Source organism: Amycolatopsis sp. WQ 127309 (genome assembly GCF_023023025.1).
Lineage (GTDB): Bacteria > Actinomycetota > Actinomycetes > Mycobacteriales > Pseudonocardiaceae > Amycolatopsis.
Window position 1 is genome coordinate 8639790 of the sequence record NZ_CP095481.1, and the last position, 19768, is coordinate 8659557.

General features: G+C 72.8%; 3 protein-coding genes. 1 reads left to right on the forward strand and 2 read right to left on the reverse strand.

Annotation, left to right across the window (positions count from 1 at the left end):
- Positions 1 to 106: 106 nt before the first annotated feature.
- Both panD and MUY22_RS38090 read right to left on the reverse strand, forming a co-directional pair.
- Positions 107 to 517: an aspartate 1-decarboxylase gene (panD, locus tag MUY22_RS38085; protein WP_247052020.1), complete on the reverse strand. Its 411-nt coding sequence runs from the start codon at positions 515 to 517 to the stop codon at positions 107 to 109.
- Positions 502 to 18594 carry a non-ribosomal peptide synthetase gene (locus MUY22_RS38090; protein ID WP_247052021.1) on the reverse strand — a complete coding sequence of 6031 codons (18093 nt, stop codon included), beginning with the start codon at positions 18592 to 18594 and terminating at the stop codon, positions 502 to 504. Before MUY22_RS38090 ends, panD begins: the two co-directional genes overlap by 16 nt.
- A 136-nt stretch (positions 18595 to 18730) precedes the next feature.
- On the opposite strand from MUY22_RS38090, the gene MUY22_RS38095 reads away from it, so the two are divergent.
- On the forward strand, positions 18731 to 19768 hold the full coding sequence (locus MUY22_RS38095; protein WP_247052022.1) for an iron ABC transporter permease: 1038 nt from the start codon (positions 18731 to 18733) through the stop codon (positions 19766 to 19768).

A 19768-nucleotide genomic window follows, 5' to 3' on the forward strand; every position in this document is an offset into this window, starting at 1 on the left:
ACCGACATGAGAACCTCTCGCCAAACCTTTAGGGTAGGCACACCTTATTTAGGCGAGCCTGTCTAACGCAACCGCCGTGGCCTACCTGTGTCCACGCCCACCTGTGTCACTTCCGACCGGACAGCTGGGCTTCCGCGCCAGGGACCGGCTCGGCCGGGTCGTGTCCCAGGTGGACCTGCCGGTTGCCGGCGTCGACGTGCACCACCCGCGGCCGGTGCCCGGCGCGCTCGGTCTCGTGGACCTGGGCGTAGGTGATGATGATGACCAGGTCACCCGGGTGCACCAGGTGCGCGGCCGCGCCGTTGATCCCGATCACGCCGGTGCCGGGCTCGCCGGTGATCGCGTAGGTCTCCAGGCGGGCGCCGTTGGTGATGTCGACGATCTGGACCTGCTCGCCTTCGACGATGTCCGCGGCGGCCATCAGGTCCGCGTCGATGGTCAGGGAGCCGACGTAGTGCAGGTCGGCCTGGGTCACCGTGGCGCGGTGGATCTTGGCGTTCATCAGGGTGCGGTGCATCGGTTTCCTCGTGTTTCGGTCAGCAGGGCGGCTAGCCCGGCCACGGTGGGGGTGCGGAAGAACTCGGCGATCGGGAGCTCGGTCCCGGTCCGTTCGGTGATCCGGTTGCGCAGGACCACCAGCAGCATCGAATGGCCGCCGAGGGCGAACAGGTCGTCGTCGGCACCGACCGTGCCGACGTCCAGGACCTCCGCGAACACCTCGCAGAGGGTCTTCTCCAACGGTGTCTCGGGAGCCCGGCCGCGCTGCTCGAACGCCGGCGCCGGCAGTGCGGCCTTGTCGAGCTTCCCGTTGGCGGTCACCGGAAACGCGTCGAGCGGCACGATCGCCGCGGGCACCATGTACGCCGGTAGCGAGCGGGCCACGAACTCCCGCAGCCGCGCCGGATCGGCGTGGCCCGGGGTGGTGTAGGCGACCAGCTGCTTCTCCCGGTCCTCGCGGACGATGACCAGGGCCTGGTCGACGTCGTCGTGCCGGGTCAGCGCCGTCTCGATCTCGCCCGGCTCGATCCGGAAGCCTCGGACCTTCACCTGGTCGTCGGTGCGGCCGAGGTACTCGAGCTGGCCGTCCGGGCGCCAGCGCACCAGGTCGCCGGTGCGGTACATCCGCTCCCCCGGTGGCCCGAACGGGTCCGCGACGAACCGGTCCGCGGTGAGCGCGGGCCGGTCGTGGTAGCCGCGGGCGAGCCCGGCGCCGGCCAGGTACAGCTCGCCGGGCACGCCGGCCGGGACCGGGGTGAGCCCGCCGTCGAGGACGTAGGCCCGGGCGTTGTGCACCGGACGGCCGACCACCGGCCGCTCGCTGTCCGCGACCCGGCCGACCAGGGCGTCCACGGTGGCTTCCGTCGGGCCGTACAGGTTGTAGGCCTCGGTGCCCGGGAACGACCGCAGCTCCTCCCACAGCGACTGGGAAACGGCTTCACCACCGACGCCGACGACGCCCAGGGCGCACGAACCGTCCTCGACCACCCCGGCCGCCGCGAGCTGCGCGAAGTGCGACGGCGTCAGCTCGAGGAAGTCGAGCCCGCGCTCGCGCACCACTGCGGCGAGCCGGTCCGGGTCGCGGCGGGTGTCGTCGTCGACGACGTGCACCTCGTGGCCGTCCAGCATCCACAGCTGCGGCTGCCAGGACGCGTCGAAGAAGAACGCCCACGCGTGCCCGACCCGCAACCGCCGTCCGCCCGCCGCGGCGACCGCCGGGCGGTAGAGCGTCTCGCGGTGGCTGTGGAACAGGTTCACCAGCCCGGAGTGCGGGATGACGACGCCCTTGGGCTTGCCGGTCGAGCCGGAGGTGTAGAGCACGTACGCCGGGTTCGCCGGTGCCGGCGGGATCAGCTGAGCCGCACTGTCCACAGTGTCCTCAAGCAAGTCCTCGACGAACAACGCCCCCGGCACCGGCGCGGCCAGCGCACGGCTGGTCAGGACCAGCGCCGCACCCGAGTCGGCGAGGACTGCCGCGATCCGGTCCGCCGGCTGGTCCGGGTCCACCGGCAGGTACGCCGCGCCCGACTTGAACACGCCGAAGATCGCCTCGACGACCGCCGCCGAGCGCGGCAGCACCAGGGCCACCACCCGCTCGGGCCCGGCGCCGTGCGCCGTCAGCCAGCGAGCCAGCCGGTCGGTCCGCGCGGCGAACTCCGCGAAGGTGCTGCTCGACCGCGCGTCGCTCAGCGCGGTCGCGTCCGGGGTCGCCGCCACCTGCGCGGCCAGCCGGTCGACGACCGTCGGCGCCGCCGTGGTCACCGGCGCGCCGGTGCCCCACTCGCCGAGGATCCGTTGCCGCTCAAGCGGTTCCAGGACGTCGATGCGGCTCAGCGGCCGGTCCGGGTCGGCGACGACGGCGCTCATCAGCCGCACCAGGCGCTCGGTGAGCGTCCGGGCGGTCGGCTCGTCGAACAGGTCGAGGCTGAACTCGAGGTCACCCTCGATGCCGTCGGGCGTCTCGACCAGGTCGAAGGACAGGTCGAACTTCGCCTGTCGCAGCCCGGTGTCGCGGTAGGCCGCGTCGAGCCCGAGCAGCTTTTCCGGCTCGGAACCCGAATGGTAGACCGCGAGCATGACCTGGAACAGCGGGTGCCGGGCCAGGGACCGGGCCGGGTTGAGCAGCTCGACGAGGTGCTCGAACGGCAGGTCCTGGTGGGCGTACGCGGCCAGGTCGGCCTCGCGGACCCGGGCGAGCAGCTCGCGGAACGTCGGGTCGCCCTCGGTGTCCGTGCGCAGCACGAGCGTGTTGACGAAGAACCCGGCCAGGTCCTCCAGGGCGTGGTCCATCCGGCCGGCCACCGGGGTGCCGAGCGGGATGTCGGTGCCCGCGCCGAGCCGGGTCAGCAACGCGGCCAGCGCCGCCTGCAGGACCATGAACGTGCTGGTGTCGCTGCCGCGGGCGAGGTCGCGCAGGCCGCGGTGCACCTCGCCGGACACGGTGAACGGCACCGCCGCGCCGCGGTTGGTCGAGCGCGCCGGGCGGGGCCGGTCCGCCGGGAGGGCCAGCTCGTCCGGGATGCCGGCAAGGGTGTCGCGCCAGAACGCCGCTTGCCGGCCGAGCAGGCTGTCCGGGTCGTCGGCGCGGCCGAACATCTCCCGCTGCCACAGCGTGTAGTCGGCGTACTGCACCGGCAACGGCGTCCACTGTGGACGCTCACCGCGCCGGCGGGCGGCGTAGGCGGTGTCGAGGTCGCGCTTCAGCGGCGGGAGTGACCAGCCGTCGCCCGCGATGTGGTGCACCAGCAGCACGAACACGTGCCGCTCCGGGCCGGCGGAAACGAGCGTGGCCCGCACCGGGATCTCGGCGTCGAGGGTGAAGCAGTACGACGCCGCCGCGACGACGCGTTCGTCGAGGTCGCCTGCCGTTTCCGTGACCAGCACCGGCCGAGCGCGGTCGTCGCCGACGGCGAGGACGACCTGGCTGGGCGTGCCGTGGTCCTCGACCAGGATCGTCCGGAGGACTTCATGCCGGGCGACGACGTCGCCGAGGGCCGCCCGCAGCGCGTCGGCGTCGACCGGACCGGTCAGCTCCCACGCCCACGGGATGTTGTACGTCGCGGACAGGCCGTCCAGGCGGTCGAGGAACCACAGACGCTGCTGGGCGAACGACAGCGGCAGCACCTCGGGCCGGTCCGCCGGGATCAGCGCGGGACGGCTCTGCCGGCCGGGGTCGAGGAGCTGAGCCAGGCGGGCCGGGGTCGGCGCGTCGAACACCGCCCGGATCGGGACCTCGACGCCCAGCAGCGCACGGATCCGGCTGACCAGCCGTGTCGCCAGCAGGGAGTGGCCGCCGAGGGTGAAGAACCCGTCGTCCGGGCCGACGGCCGGGACGCCGAGGACGTCGGCGAAGAGATCGCCCAGCGCCTGCTCGGCCGGGGTCCGCGCGACCCGGCCCGAGGTCCGGACCTCGGGGTCGGGCAGCGCGGCACGGTCGAGCTTGCCGTTGGCGTTCACGGGCAGCTCCGGCAGCACGACGATCGCCGACGGCACCAGGTACTCCGGCAGCCGCGCGGTCAACGATGCGCGCAGCGCGGCCGGGTCACCGGCCGGTGCGACATAGGCGATCAACCGGTTCTCACGCGCGATCACGACCGCGCGAGCGACCGACGGGTCGGCCGTCAGCACGGCTTCGACCTCACCCGGTTCGACGCGGAAGCCGCGGATCTTGATCTGCTGGTCGGCGCGGCCGAGGAACTCCAGCGCGCCGTCCGGACGGCGCCGGACCAGGTCGCCGGTGCGGTACATCCGCTCCCCCGGCTCGAACGGCGAAGCCACGAACCGCTCGGCGGTGAGCGCCGGCCGGCCGAGGTAGCCCCGGGCGAGCCCGGCCCCGGCCAGGTACAGCTCGCCCCGCACGCCCGGCGGCACCGGGCGCAGCGCGGCGTCGAGGACGTACGCGCGGGTGTTCGCGACGGGCCGTCCGATCGCCACGGGCCCGCAGACCTGCGCCAGGCTGTCCCCCGCGACTTCCGAGCAGCCGTACAGGTTCACCAGCTTCGCCGACGGCCACCGCCGGGCCACCTTCTCGGCCAGCGCCGCGGAAAGCGGCTCACCACTGGTGATCCACGTCGTCACCGAGTCGACTGCGGTGTCTTCCACGTCTTCCACGAAGGTGTCGAGCAGGCTGGGCACGACGGTCAGCACCTGGGCGCCGCTGCTGCGCACCAGGTCGGCGAGGGCGTGCGGGTCGGTGGCCGTCGCGTCGTCGGCGAGGACCACCGGGTCGCCCGCGACGAGCCCGCCGAGCAGCTCGGTCGATCCGTCGATGAACGTCAACGCGCTCTTGGCCACGCGCACGCCCGGAGCGAGATCCCGGCCCCAGTGCAGCCGGTTGGCCAGCGCCAGCTGGGTGCCCGCGACCGCCTTCGGCCGGCCGGTCGAGCCGGACGTGAAGATCACGTACGCCGGGTTCTCCGGGCTGATCTCCGGCCACGCGGCCGGTTCCGCCGCAGTCTCGTCGGGCCGCACCAGGCGATCGCCGAAGCTTTCGTGCGCGACGACCAGGTGCGGCGCGGCGTCGGTGAGCATCAGGTCGACGCGTTCGGCCGGGTGGTTCAGGTCCAGCGGGAGGTAGGCGGCACCGGTCTTGAGCACCGCGACGAGCGCGGTCACCAGCTCGACCGACCGCGGCAGCGCCACCGCGACCACCTTCTCCGGGCCCGCGCCCCGAGCGAGGAGCGCGCGAGCCAGCGTCGTCGCCCGACCGTCCAGTTCCGCGTACGTCAAGCGGTCCGGGCCGAACACCAGCGCCGTGGCGTCCGGGGTGCGAGCCACCTGCGCGGCGAACAGCTCCGCGACCGTCTCCGCGGGCAGCGGAGTCGCGGGATCGGCAGCGAGCTGCTCGTGCTCGGCGTCGGTGAGGAGGTCGACCGCGCCGATCCGGGTGTCCGGGTCGGCGACGGCCGCGCACAGCAACGCGCGGAGCCGCCCCAGGATCGCTTCGACGCTCGCGCGGTCGAAGACGTCGCTGTTGTACTCGGCGGTGCCGCGGATGCCGGTCCGGTTGCCGGGCCGCTCGCCGACGAAGAGCGTCAGGTCGGCGCGAGCGGTGCCGGTGCGGACCGGCTCCTCCTCGACGGTCAGGCCCGGCAGGCCGAGGTCGGCGACGGCGTTGTTCTGCCAGGCCAGCATCGTCTGGAACAGCGGCGCGTACGCCAGCGAACGGACCGGGTTGAGCGCCTCCACCAGGCGTTCGAACGGGACGTCCTGGTGCGCGTACGCGTCCAAGCTGCGGTCGCGCACCCGGGCGACCAGATCGCGAAACGACGGGTCGCCGTCGGTGCCGACGCGCAGGACCAGGGTGTTGACGAAGAACCCGACGAGGTCGTCGAGGGCCTGGTCGGTGCGCCCGGCGATGGACGTGCCGATCGGGACGTCGGTGCCCGCGCCGAGCCGGGTCAGGACGGCGGTGAGGCCGGCGTGCACGACCATGAACACGCTGGCGCCGCACGAACGGGCGAGCTCGACGAGTCCACCGTGGAGGTCGGCGTCCCAGCCGAACGAGAACTGTTCGCCCTGGTAGGACGTTTCCGCCGGGTGCGGCCGGTCGGTCGGCAGCTCGATGCGTTCCGGCAGGTCCGCGAGGGTCTCGCGCCAGTAGGCCAGCTGCGGTTCGATGACCTGCTCGCCGAGGACGTCGCGCTGCCACAGCGTGTAGTCCGCGTACTGCACCGGCAACGGCGTCTGCTCGGGACGTTCGCCGGCGCGGCGGGCGGTGTAGGCCGTGGCGAGGTCGCGCCACAGCGGCGCGGTCGACCAGCCGTCCGAGGCGATGTGGTGGAACACCAGCGCCAGGACGTGTTCACGGGCGCCCAGGCGCAGCAGCTCCGCGCGCAACGGGACTTCCGACTCCAGCTCGAACACCGTGCGGGCCACGTCGGACACCGCGTCGGCGAGCGTCGCCTCGGTGACGTCGCGGGTGTGCAGCGGGATCTCGACGTCGTCGAGGATCAGCTGGCGGGCTTCGCCGTCGATCTCCGGGAAGACGGTCCGCAGGGCTTCGTGCCGCTCGACGACGTCGGACAGCGCGGCCCGCAGTGCGGTGACGTCGAGGTCGCCGGTGAGGCGGACCGCGGTCGGCATGTTGTACGTCGCCGACGGGCCTTCCAGCCGGTGCAGGAACCACAGCCGCTGCTGGGCGAACGACAGCGGCAACGCGTCGGGCCGCGGGTCGGCGCGCACGAGGGCGGGCCGGGCGACCGACGAGTCCAGTGTGGACAGCAGCGCGGCGAGCCCGGCCACGGTCGGCGTCTCGAACACCGACCGCACCTGCAGCTCGACGCCGAACACCGCGCGCAGCCGCGCGACCAGGCGCGTCGCCATCAGCGAATGGCCGCCGAGGGCGAAGAAGTCGTCGTCGACGCCGATCGACGCAGCGTCGAGGACTTCGGCGAAGAGGCCGCAGAGGACTTCTTCGGCCGGGGTGCGCGGGGCGCGTCCGGTCGTGGCTTCCTGCTTGTCCGGGCTCGGCAGGGCACGGCGGTCGAGCTTGCCGGAGGCGAGCAGCGGCAGCCGGTCCAGCACGACGAACGCCGAGGGCACCATGTACTGCGGCAGCCGGTCGCGGACGTGCGCCCGCAACGCCGTCACCAGCGCACTCGTGTCGCGCCGGCCCGCCGGGTGGTTGCCCAGGGTGCCGAGCGCGGCCCGCACCGAGCGGGCGCGGTGGATCCGGACCGGGTCGCCGGTGGTGAACACGACCTCCAGCGCGCCCTCCTGCGCCGTGACCGTCGAGTACACCCGGTAGCCCAGGCGCGAGCCCAGTTCCTGCAACGTCTCGGGGTCCACTCCGGACGGCTCACCGTCCAAAGCGGACAACGCCGCGTCCGCGTCGCCTGCGGCCAGCGCGGCGACGGCAGCCAGTTCGCCGGACAGGCGCGCGTTCGGCACGCCGGTGACGCGCAGCCGCGCGGGGTGCTCGGCCAGCAGCCGCTCCAGCTCGGCGACGGACTCGAACGTGACGACCTGCTCGTCGACCGGAGCCGGCTTCGGCGCCTTCCGCAGGACGACGTCGTAGCGGTGCCGGGTCAGCTCGTTGTGCGCGTGGCCGCGCTTGAACCACAGGTCGACGTCGTCGAAGCCGGCCAGCTCGCGGGCCACCGCGGTGAAGAAGTCGGGGTCGAGGACGAGTTCGCCGTCACGAGCGACGGCCTGGTCGACCGCGGCGGCACTCCGGCGGCCGTGCCGCAGCTCGGTCGCCGTGCGGAACGCCCGCAGCGAGCGCAGGTTCCGGATGTCGCCGAGGAAGAGCACGCCGCCGGGCCGGACGCGCGCGGCGGCGGTCCGGATGACCTCGGCGAGGTAGTCGACGCTCGGGAAGTACTGCGCGACGGAGTTGACGATCACGGTGTCGAACGGCTCGTCCGGCAGCTCGCCGAGGTCGTGCGCGGGCCGGGCCGCGACGTGCACCTTGCCCGCCAGGTCGGGGCGTCCGGCCAGCTCGCGGCGCAGGTTGGCGATCGCCTTCTCGGACAGGTCGACGCCCCAGTACGCCTCGGCGTCCGGCGCGATCCGGGACAGGATGAGCCCGGACCCGACGCCGATCTCGAGGACCCGCTTCGGCCGCAGCGCCTGGATGCGCTCGATCGTCGCCGCGTGCCACTCGCGCATCTCGCCGAGGGGGATCTCCGAGCCGTCGTAGCTGGAGTTCCACCCCGTGAAGTTCTCCTCGAAACCACCGGACGCGGCGTCGTCGAAGACGTTCTCGTGCAGTTCACGCCACTCGCCGACGTGGTCCAGCTCCGCTTCTTCGTCGCGGCTCGCGGCCGGGACGGCGTAGGCGATGAGCCGCCCGTCCTGGGCGAGCACGACGGACTGCGCGACGGCCGGGTGCTCGGTGATGACGGCTTCGATCTCGCCCGGTTCGATGCGGTAGCCGCGGATCTTGACCTGGTCGTCGGCCCGGCCCAGGAAGACGAGACGGCCGTCCGGCAGCCATTTCACCAGGTCACCGGTGCGGTAGAGCCGTCCGCCGGACCCGAACGGGTCGGCGACGAACCGCTCCGACGTCAGCCCGGCCCGCCCGAGGTAGCCACGGGCCAGGCCGGAGCCGGCGAGGTACAGCTCCCCCACCACGCCCGGCGGGACCGGCCGCAGTCCGGCGTCGAGGACGTACGCGCGGGTCCCGGGGTCGGGGATGCCGATGGGCACGACGGTCGCGTCGGCGAGTTCGACCGGGTCGCTCTCGCCGAGCGTCGAGTTCGTGGTCGCCTCCGTCGGGCCGTAGGCGTTGAACATCCGCCGTCCCGGCGCCCAGCGCCGGATCAGCTCCGGCGACACGCGCTCGGTGCCCGCGAGCAGGACGCTGTCACGCGGCAGGTCGCAGTCCGCCGGCATCGCGTCGAGCAGCGCGGGCGGGAGGATCATGAAGTCCGCGCCGTGCTCGTGGGCGTATTCGGTCAGCGCGGGCCCGGCGACCCGGCGCTCGGCCGGGACCACGATCAGCCGGCCGCCGGAGAGCAGGCCGAGGCAGAGGTCCCAGAACGCGACGTCGAAGCTCGGCGACGCGAACTGCAGGACGCGGCTGTGCGGCCCGATCCCGAACCGCTCCTTCTGGGTCGCGACGAGCTTCGCGACGCCGGAGTGCTGCAGCACCACGCCCTTGGGACGGCCGGACGAGCCGGACGTGTAGATCACGTACGCCGCGTTCTCCGGCTTGACCGGCACGGCCGGGTCCACTGTGGACATCGTGGGCAGGTCTTCCAAGAGCACGCGCGGCACGTCGGCGGGCAGCTTGCCGTCGATCTCCCGCGTGGTCACCACGCACACCGGCTTGGCGTCGGAGACCATGAACGCGATCCGGTCGCCCGGGTAGTCGACGTCGACCGGCAGGTAGGCGGCGCCGGCCTTGAGCACGGCCAGCTCGGCGACGATCATCTCGACCGACCGTGGCACGGCCAGCGCGACGACCTTCTCGAGCCCGGCCCCGCGCTCGATCAGCAGGTGGGCGAGCTGGTTGGCTCGCGCGTCGAGTTCGGCGTAGGTCAGCTCGACGTCCTCGAAGACGAGCGCCACGGCGTCCGGAGCCTCGTCTACACGCTGGGCGAAGAGACCGGGGAACGTCTCCGTTCCCGCCGGTTCAAGGGACCCGGCCCAGCGGGTCAGCACCAGATCGCGTTCGTCACCTTCGAGGAGGTCCAGGGCGCCGACCGCGCGGTCGGGCTCGGCCAGGGCCGCGCGCAGGAGGACTTCGAGACGGCGCAGGATCGCGTCGGCACCCGGGTGGTCGAAGACGTCGGCGTTGAACTCCAGGACGCCGTCGATCCCGGCTTCGCGCTCGGTCAGCGAAATCGAGAGGTCGAACTTCGACGTCCCGGTGGTCACCGGGATCTCGGTGACGGTCAGCCCGGGCAGGGTGACTTCGGCGCGGGTGTTGTTCTGCCCGGCGATCATCACCTGGAACAGCGGGTGGTACGACAGCGACCGCGCCGGGTTGAGGATCTCGACCAGGCGCTCGAACGGGACGTCCTGGTGAGCGTACGCGTCGAGGTTGCGCTCGCGGACGCGGCCGACCAGGTCGCGGAACGTCGGCTCGCCCGCGGTGTCGACGCGCAGCACCAGCGTGTTGACGAAGAACCCCACGAGGTCGTCGAGGGCCTGGTCGGTGCGCCCGGCGATGGGTGAGCCGATCGGGACGTCCGGGCCCGCGCCCAGCCGTGTCAGCAACGCGGCGAGGGCCGCGTGCACGACCATGAACACGCTGGCGCCGCACTCGCGGGCCACAGTGGACAGTCCGGTGTGGAGGTCGGCGTCCCAGGTGAAGGTGTGCAGTTCACCGCGGAAGGTCGCGGTGGACGGGTGCGGCCGGTCGAGGGGCAGCTCGATGCGGTCGGGCAGGCCGTCGAGGGCCTCGCGCCAGTAGTCGAGCTGGGCGGTGAGGACGCTGTCCGGGTCGTCCTCGCGGCCGAGCAGGTTCTGTTGCCACAGCGTGTAGTCCGCGTACTGCACCGGCAGCGGCGTCCATTGGGGACGCCCGCCGGCGCGGCGGGCGGTGTAGGCCGTGGCGAGGTCACGCCACAGGGGGGCCATCGACCAGCCGTCGGAGGCGATGTGGTGGAACACGAGCGCGAGCACGTGCTCGCCTTCGGCCAGGCGCAGCAGTTCCGCGCGCATCGGCGCGTGCTGTTCGAGGTCGAACGAGCCCCGGACGAGGCCGGTCAGGGCGCTGTCGAGGTCGGTGACCTGACGGACCGGCAGGTCGACCGCGGACGGCGGGAGGATGTCCTGGTAGGGCACGCCGTCATGCTGCGGGAAGCGGGTCCGCAGCGCCTCGTGGCGCTCGACCACGTCGGACAGTGCCTCCCGCAGAGCGTCGACGTCCAGGTCGCCGTCGAGGCGCATGATCAGCGGCACGTTGTAGGTGGCCGACGGGCCTTCGAGGTGGTGCAGGAACCACAGCCGCTGCTGGGCACCCGACAGCGGCACCAGGGCCGGCCGCTGCACCGGGACCAGCGGTGGCCGGGCGGGTCCGCTGCCGGCGGAGATCAGCTCGGCCAGGCCCGCGGCGGTCGGCGTCTCGAACACCGACCGGACTTCCAGTTCGGCGTTCAGGGTCGTGCGGATGCGCGCGATGAGCCGGGTGGCCAGCAGCGAGTGGCCGCCGAGGGTGAAGAAGCTGTCGTCCGGGCCGACGCGCGGCAGGCCGAGGACGTCGGCGAACAGCTCACACAGCTGTCGCTCGACGGGCGTGCGCGGCGCGCGGTCGGACGTCGGTGCGACCGGGTCGGGTGAGGGCAGGGCGCGGCGGTCGAGCTTGCCGTTGGCCGTCACCGGGAGCGCGTCGAGCACGACGATCGCCGACGGCACCATGTGCTCCGGCAGGCTCTCGGCGGCCAGCGCGCGGAGGTCGGCGGACAGCGTGCTGATCCGGCGGAAGCGGCCGGGGTTGCCGGTGTAGGCCAGCAGCGGTTCCGGTCCGGGCCGGAAGGCACCGGCGGCCGAGCCGGTCGTGAACACGACGTCGACCGAGCCGTCGCCTTCGGCCGACCAGGTGACGGCCGTGGTGTAGCCGTGGGCGTCACCCAGGTCGTACCAGTCCTGCGGGTTGACGCCGTCGATGGTGCGCCCGTTCGGCACGCCGTTGATCCGGACACCACCATCGAGCACGACCTCGTCCGCTGAGGACACATCGGTGCCCCAGGTCAGGACCTCAACCGTCGGCGCTTCGACGGGTGACGTGTGGAGGACGACGTCGTAGCGGAACTGGGTGAGTTCGTTGACCCCACGCCCACGCTTGACGCGGATGTCCGCCGTGACGCCCTCCAGCCCGGCGAAGAACTCCGGTGCGACAAGGAGTTCCTTCTCCCGCAACAAGGCCTGCTCGACGTCTCCCCCGCGCTGCCGGGCGACCTCGGTGTGGAACGCCCGGACCTGCCGCAGGTCGCGGACGTCGCCGACGAACACGGTCCCGCCCGGAGCGAGGAGGCTGACGGCCTTCTCCAGAACATCCAGGAGATACGTCCCGCTGGGGAAGTACTGGACGACCGAGTTGAGCACGATCGTGTCGAAGTAGCCGGAAGGCAGGCCGGAGACGTCGGCGGCGTCACCGGTGCGCAGCTCGACGTAGTCCGCGAGCGCGGGGTCGGCCGCGACCCGGTGACCGAGGGACGCGATGACCTCGGCGGAGAAGTCCGTGCCCCAGTAGGACTCGCAGTGCGGGGCCAGCTCGGTGAGCAGCAGGCCGGTGCCGACGCCGAGTTCCAGCACGCGCCGCGGCCGCGTCTCGCGGATCCGCGTGACGATGGCGTCGCGCCACTCCCGCATCTCGTCCCGCGGGATCGGCTCGCCGGTGTAGCTGGAGTTCCAGCCTTCGAAGTCGTCGGTCGCGCCGGAGTACATCGAGTCGTACAGCTCGCGCCACTCGCCGACCTGCTCGGTCTCGTCCGTGGCCGACGCGGGGGTTTCGGCGGGCACGACGTACCCGACCAGGCGGACGTCGCCCGGCCGGTCCTCGCGGGCGACGACGACGGCGTGGGCGACGTCGTCGTGCGCGGCGAGCGTCGCGGCGATCTCGCCCGGTTCGACGCGGAAGCCGCGGATCTTGATCTGCTCGTCGCCGCGGCCGAGGAACTCAAGGACACCGTCGGCGCGGAACCGGGCGACGTCACCGGTGCGGTACATCCGCTCCCCCGGCTCGAACGGCGAGGCGACGAACCGCTCCGCGCTCAACCCCGGCCGCCCGAGGTAACCGCGGGCGAGCTGGACTCCGGCGAGGTACAGCTCACCGGGCGTACCCGGCGGGACCGGTCGCAGCGCGGCGTCGAGGACGTACGTGCGGGTGTTCCACACCGGACGTCCGATCGGGACGGTCGCTTCGCCGGGCGAGGTGTGCCAGGACGTGACGTCGACCGAGGCTTCGGTGGGGCCGTAGAGGTTGTGCAGCTCGGCGTCCAGCACCTGCCCGAACCGCGCGACGGCCTCGGGCGGCAGCGCCTCACCACTGCACAGGACCCGGCGCAGGCTCGTGCACTCCGCCGCGGTGGGCTCCTGGAGAAACACCTGCAGCATCGACGGGACGAAGTGGACGGTCGTGACGTCGTGCTCGCGGATCAGCCGCGCGAGGTAGGCCGGGTCCTTGTGGCCGTCGGGCCGGGCCACGACCTCGGTGGCGCCGGTGAGCAGCGGCCAGAGGAACTCCCAGACCGAGACGTCGAAGCTGGACGGCGTCTTCTGCAGCACCCGGTCGTCGCCGGTCAGGCCGTATTCGTGCTGCATCCACAGCAGGCGGTTGACGATGCCCGCGTGCGGCACGACAACACCCTTGGGCCGGCCCGTCGAGCCGGAGGTGTAGATGACGTAGGCCGGGTTTTCCGGCCGGAGCACCACGTCCGGCGCCTTGGCCGGGAACCCGGCGGCCGTCACGGGCTCGTCCAGCAGCAGCGCGCCGGGGACAGCGGTCTCCGTCGTGGCCAGCACCAGGGTCGGCTGGGCGTCTTCGAGCATGAAGGCGATCCGCTCGGCCGGGTAGCCGGGGTCGAGCGGCAGGTAGGCGGCGCCCGCCTTGAGCACGGCGAGGATGGCCGTGACCAGGTGCGTCGACCGCGGGAGTGCGAGGGCGACCACCTTCTCGGGTCCCGCACCGCGCGCGACGAGGGCCTGGGCGAGGCGGTTCGACGCGGCGTCCAGCTCGGCGTAGGTGAGCCGGTCGTCCTCGAAGACCAGGGCCGGGTGGTCCGGCGTCCGCGCGACCTGCGCGGCGAACAACTCGGGCACGGTGACCGCGGGGACGTCCTCGACGGCGCCGGACCAGACGGCATCCAGGCCGTCACGCTCGGCCTCGGTGAGCACGTCGAGGGAGCCGAGGCGGCGGTCCGGGGCCGAGACCACCTGGCGCAGCAGGACTTCCAGACGCGCCAGGAGCGCGTCCACAGTGGAGCGGTCGAAGACCTCGGCGTTGAACTCGGCCTGGCCGGTGATGCCGTCGGCGTGCTCGGTCAGGGAGAACCAGAGGTCGAACTTCGCGGTGCCGGTGCCGACGGGCTGCTCGGTCACCGTCAGCCCGGGCAGCTCGACGCCGGAGCCGGGGGTGTTCTGCCAGGCCAGCATGGTCTGGAACAGCGGGTGGTGCGCCAGCGACCGTGCCGGGTTCAGCGCTTCGACGAGCCGTTCGAAGGGGACGTCCTGGTGGGCGTACGCGTCGAGGCTGCGCTCCCGGACGCGCGCGACGAGGTCGCGGAACGTCGGGTCGCCGCCGGTGTCGACGCGCAGGACGAGGGTGTTGACGAAGAAGCCGACGAGGTCGTCGAGGGCCTGGTCGGACCGGCCGGCGATGGGCGTGCCGATCGGGATGTCGGTGCCGCCGCCGAGCCGGGACAGCAGCGCGGTCAGGCCCGCGTGAACGACCATGAACGGGCTGGCGCCGCACGCGCGCGCGAGGTCGCCGAGCCCGGCCTGGAGGCCGGCGTCCCAGGCGAAGGTGAAGAACCCGCCGCGGTAGGCGGACACCGCCGGGTGCGGCCGGTCGAGCGGGAGGCTGATCCGCTCGGGCAGGTCGCGCAGGGTCGCGCGCCAGTAGCCGAGCTGGGCGGTCTCCTCGGTGGCGAGGAGTTCGCGTTGCCAGAGGGTGTAGTCGGCGTACTGGACCGGCAGCGGCGTCCACTGTGGATCTTCGCCCTGCCGGCGGGCGCCGTACGCCGTGGCGATGTCGCGCCACAGCGGCGACAACGACCAGCCGTCGGCGGCGATGTGGTGGATGACGAGCACGAGGACGTGCCGGCGCGGGTCGATCGTCAGCAACTCGGCGCGGACGGGCACCCCGGCGCCGAGGTCGAAGACCTCGCGCACGAGAGCGTCCACAGTGGAGTCCACCGCGGGCTCGGCGACCGTCCGCACTACCAGGTCGACCTCGCCGTCGGGCAGAACGTGCTGGTAGGCCACGCCGTCCGCGACGGGGAACACCGTCCGCAGCGCTTCGTGGCGGCCGAGGACGTCGTGCAACGCGGTCCGCAGCGCCTCGACGTCCAGCTCACCGGACAGCCGCATGACAAGCGGGACGTTGTAGGTCGCCGACCCGCCTTCGAGGCCGTGCAGGAACCACAGCCGCTGCTGCGCGAACGACAGCGGGAGCCGCTCCGGCCGTTCCTGGAAGCGTTCGAGCGGACGCCGTTCGGTGCCCGACGCGGCACCGGCCAGGAGGTCCGCGAGGGCGGCCACGGTCGGCGCGTCGAAGACCGCGCGCACCGGGATGTCGGCGCCGACGGCCGCGCGGATGCGCTGGATCAGCCGCGTGGCCATCAGGGAATGCCCGCCGAGGGCGAAGAAGTCGTCGTCCGGACCGACCCGCGGCACGCCGAGGACGTCGGCGAACAGCTCGCACAGCAGCTGCTCGACGGGGTTGCGGGGCGCACGGCCCGGCCCGGCGGTGAACCGCTCCGGCGCCGGGAGGGCCTTGCGGTCGAGCTTGCCCGAGGCCAGCACGGGCAGCTTGTCGAGCACGACGAACGCCGTGGGCACCATGTACTGCGGCAGCCGGTCCCGCACGTGCGACCGCAGCGACGCGACCAGCGCGCCGGTCTCGCGCCGGGCGGCCGGGTTGTTGGCGTACGACGCCGGGGCACCCGTGCTCCGCACCGGGCGGTAGGCCGCGTCCGGCGCCGACCGGCTGAAGACGGCCTCCAGCTCCCCGGCCGCGGCAGGCGTGACCGCGACGCAGTAGCCGGCCCGGTCGGCGAGCCGGTGCAGGTCCTCCGGGTCGACGCCGTCACGCACGTCCAGGGCCCACACCGCCGCCGGGTCACCTTCGTCGAGCGCGCGAACCGCAGCGAGTTCGCCGGACAACCGCGCGTCCGGCACGCCGGTGACGCGCAGCCGCTCCGGCGTCTCGGCGGACAGGAACCCTTCCACCGCGGCGAGATCGCCGAACGCGATGACCTGCTCGTCGGCGGGCGACGGCCGTGGTGCCTTGCGCAGGACGACGTCGTAGCGGTGCCGGGTCAGCTCGTTGTGCGCGTCGCCGCGCTTGACCCACAGGTCGACGTCGAAGCCGTCAAGGCTCCGGGCGAGGGCCGGGAAGAAGTCGGGATCGAGGACGAGTTCGCCTTCGCGGGCGATCGCCTGGTCGACGGCGGCGACGTCACCACGGTCGTGGCGCAGCTCGACAGCGGTCCGGAACGCGCGCAGGGAGCGGAGGTTGCGGATGTCGCCGAGGAAGATCGTGCCACCCGGGGCGAGGAGCCCGGCGGCGGTCCGGACGACCTCGGCGAGGTAGTCGGCGCTCGGGAAGTACTGGGCGACCGAGTTGACGATCACGGTGTCGAACGGCTCGTCCGGCAGCTCGCCGAGGTCGTGCGCGGGCCGCGCGGCGAGGTGGACCTTGCCCGCCAGCTCCGGCATCGCGGCGACCTCGCGCCGCACGTTCTCGACGGCGCTCTCGGAAAGGTCGACGCCCCAGTAGGTTTCGGCGTCCGGGGCGATCCGGGAGAGGATGAGCCCGCTGCCGACGCCGATCTCGAGAACCCGCTTCGGCCACAGCGCGCGGATGCGCTCGACGGTCGCCGCGTGCCACTCGCGCATCTCGTCGAGGGGGATGTCGGAGCCGTCGTAGCTGGAGTTCCAGCCGGCGAAGTTCTCCTCGATGCCGGTGGAGCCGGCGAGCATCTCCTCGTGGACGTCGTGCCACTCGGCGACGTGGCCCTGCTCGGCCGCGCGGTCCGGGACCGGCACGGCGTAGGCGTACAGGTGTCCGTCCTGCGCGACGACGACGGACTGGGCGACGCGGGGATGCTCGGCCAGCACGGATTCGATCTCGCCGAGTTCGATGCGGTAGCCACGGATCTTGACCTGGTCGTCGGCGCGGCCCAGGAACACGAGCCGGCCGTCCGGGAGCCATTTCACCAGGTCACCGGTGCGGTAGAGCCGTCCACCCGAGCCGAACGGGTCGGCCACGAACCGCTCCGACGTCAGCCCGGCCCGCCCGAGGTAGCCACGCGCCAGGCCGGAGCCGGCGAGGTACAGCTCCCCCACGACGCCGACCGGGACCGGCGCGAGGAACGCGTCGAGCACGTACGCGCGGGTGCCGGGGTCCGGGACGCCGATCGGGACGGCCGAGCCCGGCGTGATCTCCGGGTCGCAGAGGCCGAGCGTCGAGTTGGTCGTGGCCTCGGTCGGGCCGTAGGCGTTGAACATCCGCCGGCCCGGCGCCCACCGCCGGACCAGCTCGGGTGAAACGCGCTCGGTGCCGGCGAGCAGGACGCTGTCGCGCGGCAGGTCGCAGTCCTCGGGGAACTCGGCGAGCAGCGCGGGCGGCAGGATCATGAAGTCGACGCCGTGCGCGTTCGCGTAGTCGGCCAGCTCCGGGCCGGGGACGCGCCGCTCGGCCGGGACGACCACCAGGCGTCCGCCCGACAGCAGCCCGAGGCACAGGTCCCAGAAGGCGACGTCGAAACTCGGCGACGCGAACTGCAGCACCCGGCTCCGCGGACCGATCCCGAACCGCTGGGTCTGGGTCGCGACCAGCTTCGCGACACCCGCGTGGGACACGACGACGCCCTTGGGGCGCCCGGTGGAGCCGGACGTGTAGATGACGTAGGCCGCGTTGGCCGGGACGATCGCCGCGCCCGGGTCCGTCGCCGGCGCGTCGGCCAGGAACGTCTCGTCGAGCAGGAGGACGTCGCCGTCGAAGCGGTCGGCCAGCTCGCTCGTGGTCACCACGCACACCGGGCCGGCGTCGGCGACCATGAACGTGATCCGGTCGACCGGGTAGTCCTGGTCCAGCGGCAGGTAGGCGGCGCCGGCCTTGAGCACGGCCAGCTCCGCCACGATCATCTCGACCGACCGCGGCACGGCCAGCGCGATCACCCGCTCCGGCCCGGCGCCACGGCCAATGAGGACGTGCGCGAGCCGGTTCGCCCGCGCGTCGAGTTCGGCGTAGGTGATCTCGACGTCCTCCAAGACCAGCGCGACCGAGTCCGGCGCTTCGCGGACGCGGGCGGCGAACAGCTCCGGCAGCGTCGCCAGCGGCGTGTCGAGGTCGGTGTCGTTCCACTCGTCGAGCATCCGGCGCAGTTCCGGATCCGGCACCAGGTCGAGTCGCGCGACCGGCCACTGTGGACGTTCCAGCGCGGCGACGAGGAGGTGCTCGAGGTGGCCGAGCATCCGGTCCACAGTGGACTCGTCGAGGACGTCGGCGCGGTAGTGCACACCACCGGTGGTCAGGTTCAGGTCGAGCGGCAGGTCCGTCTCGGCGCCGAAGCCGACGTTGACGAGCACCGATCCCCCACGACCGGGCTCGGGCTGCAGCTCGGCGACGAGGTCACCGAACGGAACCCGGTGCGCCAACGCTGCTTCACGCGCCGCGCGCACACGCTCGACCACCTCGGCGAACCCGGGCGAACCGCCCAGGTCGACCCGCACCGGCACCAGCGCGCCGATCCCGACGACCACGTCCGAGGTGCCCGCGTACCGGGACAGCAGCACCGTGAACGCCGCGAGCAACGTCAACTCGTCGACCGGCGGGGACGACCAGGGCAGCCGAGCCGGAACGGGCTCGGCCGGGTACGGGCGGTCGACCGGCAGCGGCAGTTCCTTCGGCGCCGACGCGAGGCGATCACGCCAGAACCCGAGGTCCGCGACCTGCTGCACAGCGTCACCGTTGCTCACCGGTAGACCAGCCTCCCGCTGCTTGCGGCACCCCGAACGGGGCGCGAACTTAGGTGAACCTAACAAACCGAGGGTGAGAATGCACTCCTGTACCATCGGTTAGCCTTACCTAAAATTGGTACCAGTCGGAGGTGCGGTGCGAACAGACCCCGGAGGTATCGCTCTCACGCGACGCCCGCCACACACGGGCCGCGCGATCGGATTCCTCGCCGCCCTCGCGGTCCTCGTTCTGCTGTGCCTGCTGAGCGTCTGGCTGGGTTCCAAGGAGATCTCGTTCGGCGCCGTCTGGCAGGTGCTGTGGCACAACGACGGCTCCGCCGACGCCGTGATCATCCACAGTGTCCGGCTGCCGCGGACGCTCCTCGCGGTGCTGGTGGGCGCCGGTCTCGGGCTCGCCGGCTGCGTGATGCAGGCGCTGACCCGCAACCCGCTGGCCGACCCGGGCCTGCTCGGCGTCAGCGCCGGGGCCGCGTTCGCCATCGTGTTCTCGATCACCGTGCTCGGCGTCAGCTCGGCCTACGGTTACATCTGGTTCGCCTTCGCCGGTGCGCTGGCCGCGACGACCGTCGTCTACTTCCTCGGCACCCGCGGCCGCGCCGGGTCGAGCCCGGTCAAGCTCGCGCTCGCCGGGGCCGCCGTCACGGCGTTGCTCGCCTCGTTCACCAGCGCGATGGTGCTGTCGGACCCGGTGGCGCTCAACCGCTACCGCTTCTGGTCGGCGGGCTCGCTCGCCGGCGTCGACAGCAGCGCGCTGCTGCAGGTCCTGCCGTTCCTCGTGATCGGCGTGGTGCTGGCGATCGCGAGCGGCCCGGCGCTGAACAGCCTCGCCCTCGGGGACGACGTCGCGATCGCGCTGGGCCGCAAGCTCGGCCCGCTGCGGCTGCGCGGCGCACTGGCGATCACCCTGCTGACCGGCGCGGCCGTCGCCGTCGCCGGGCCGATCGTGTTCCTCGGCCTGATCGTCCCGCACGCGGTGCGGTTCGTCATCGGCCCGGACCACCGCTGGCTGCTGCCCTACACCGCGGTGCTCGCGCCGTGCCTGCTGCTGGCCGCCGACATCCTCGGCCGGATCCTGGCGCGGCCCAGCGAGATCCGGGCCGGCGTGATCGTCGCGTTCCTCGGCGCGCCGTTCTTCATCTACCTGGTTCGCCGGCGCAAGCTCGTGGAGTCCTGA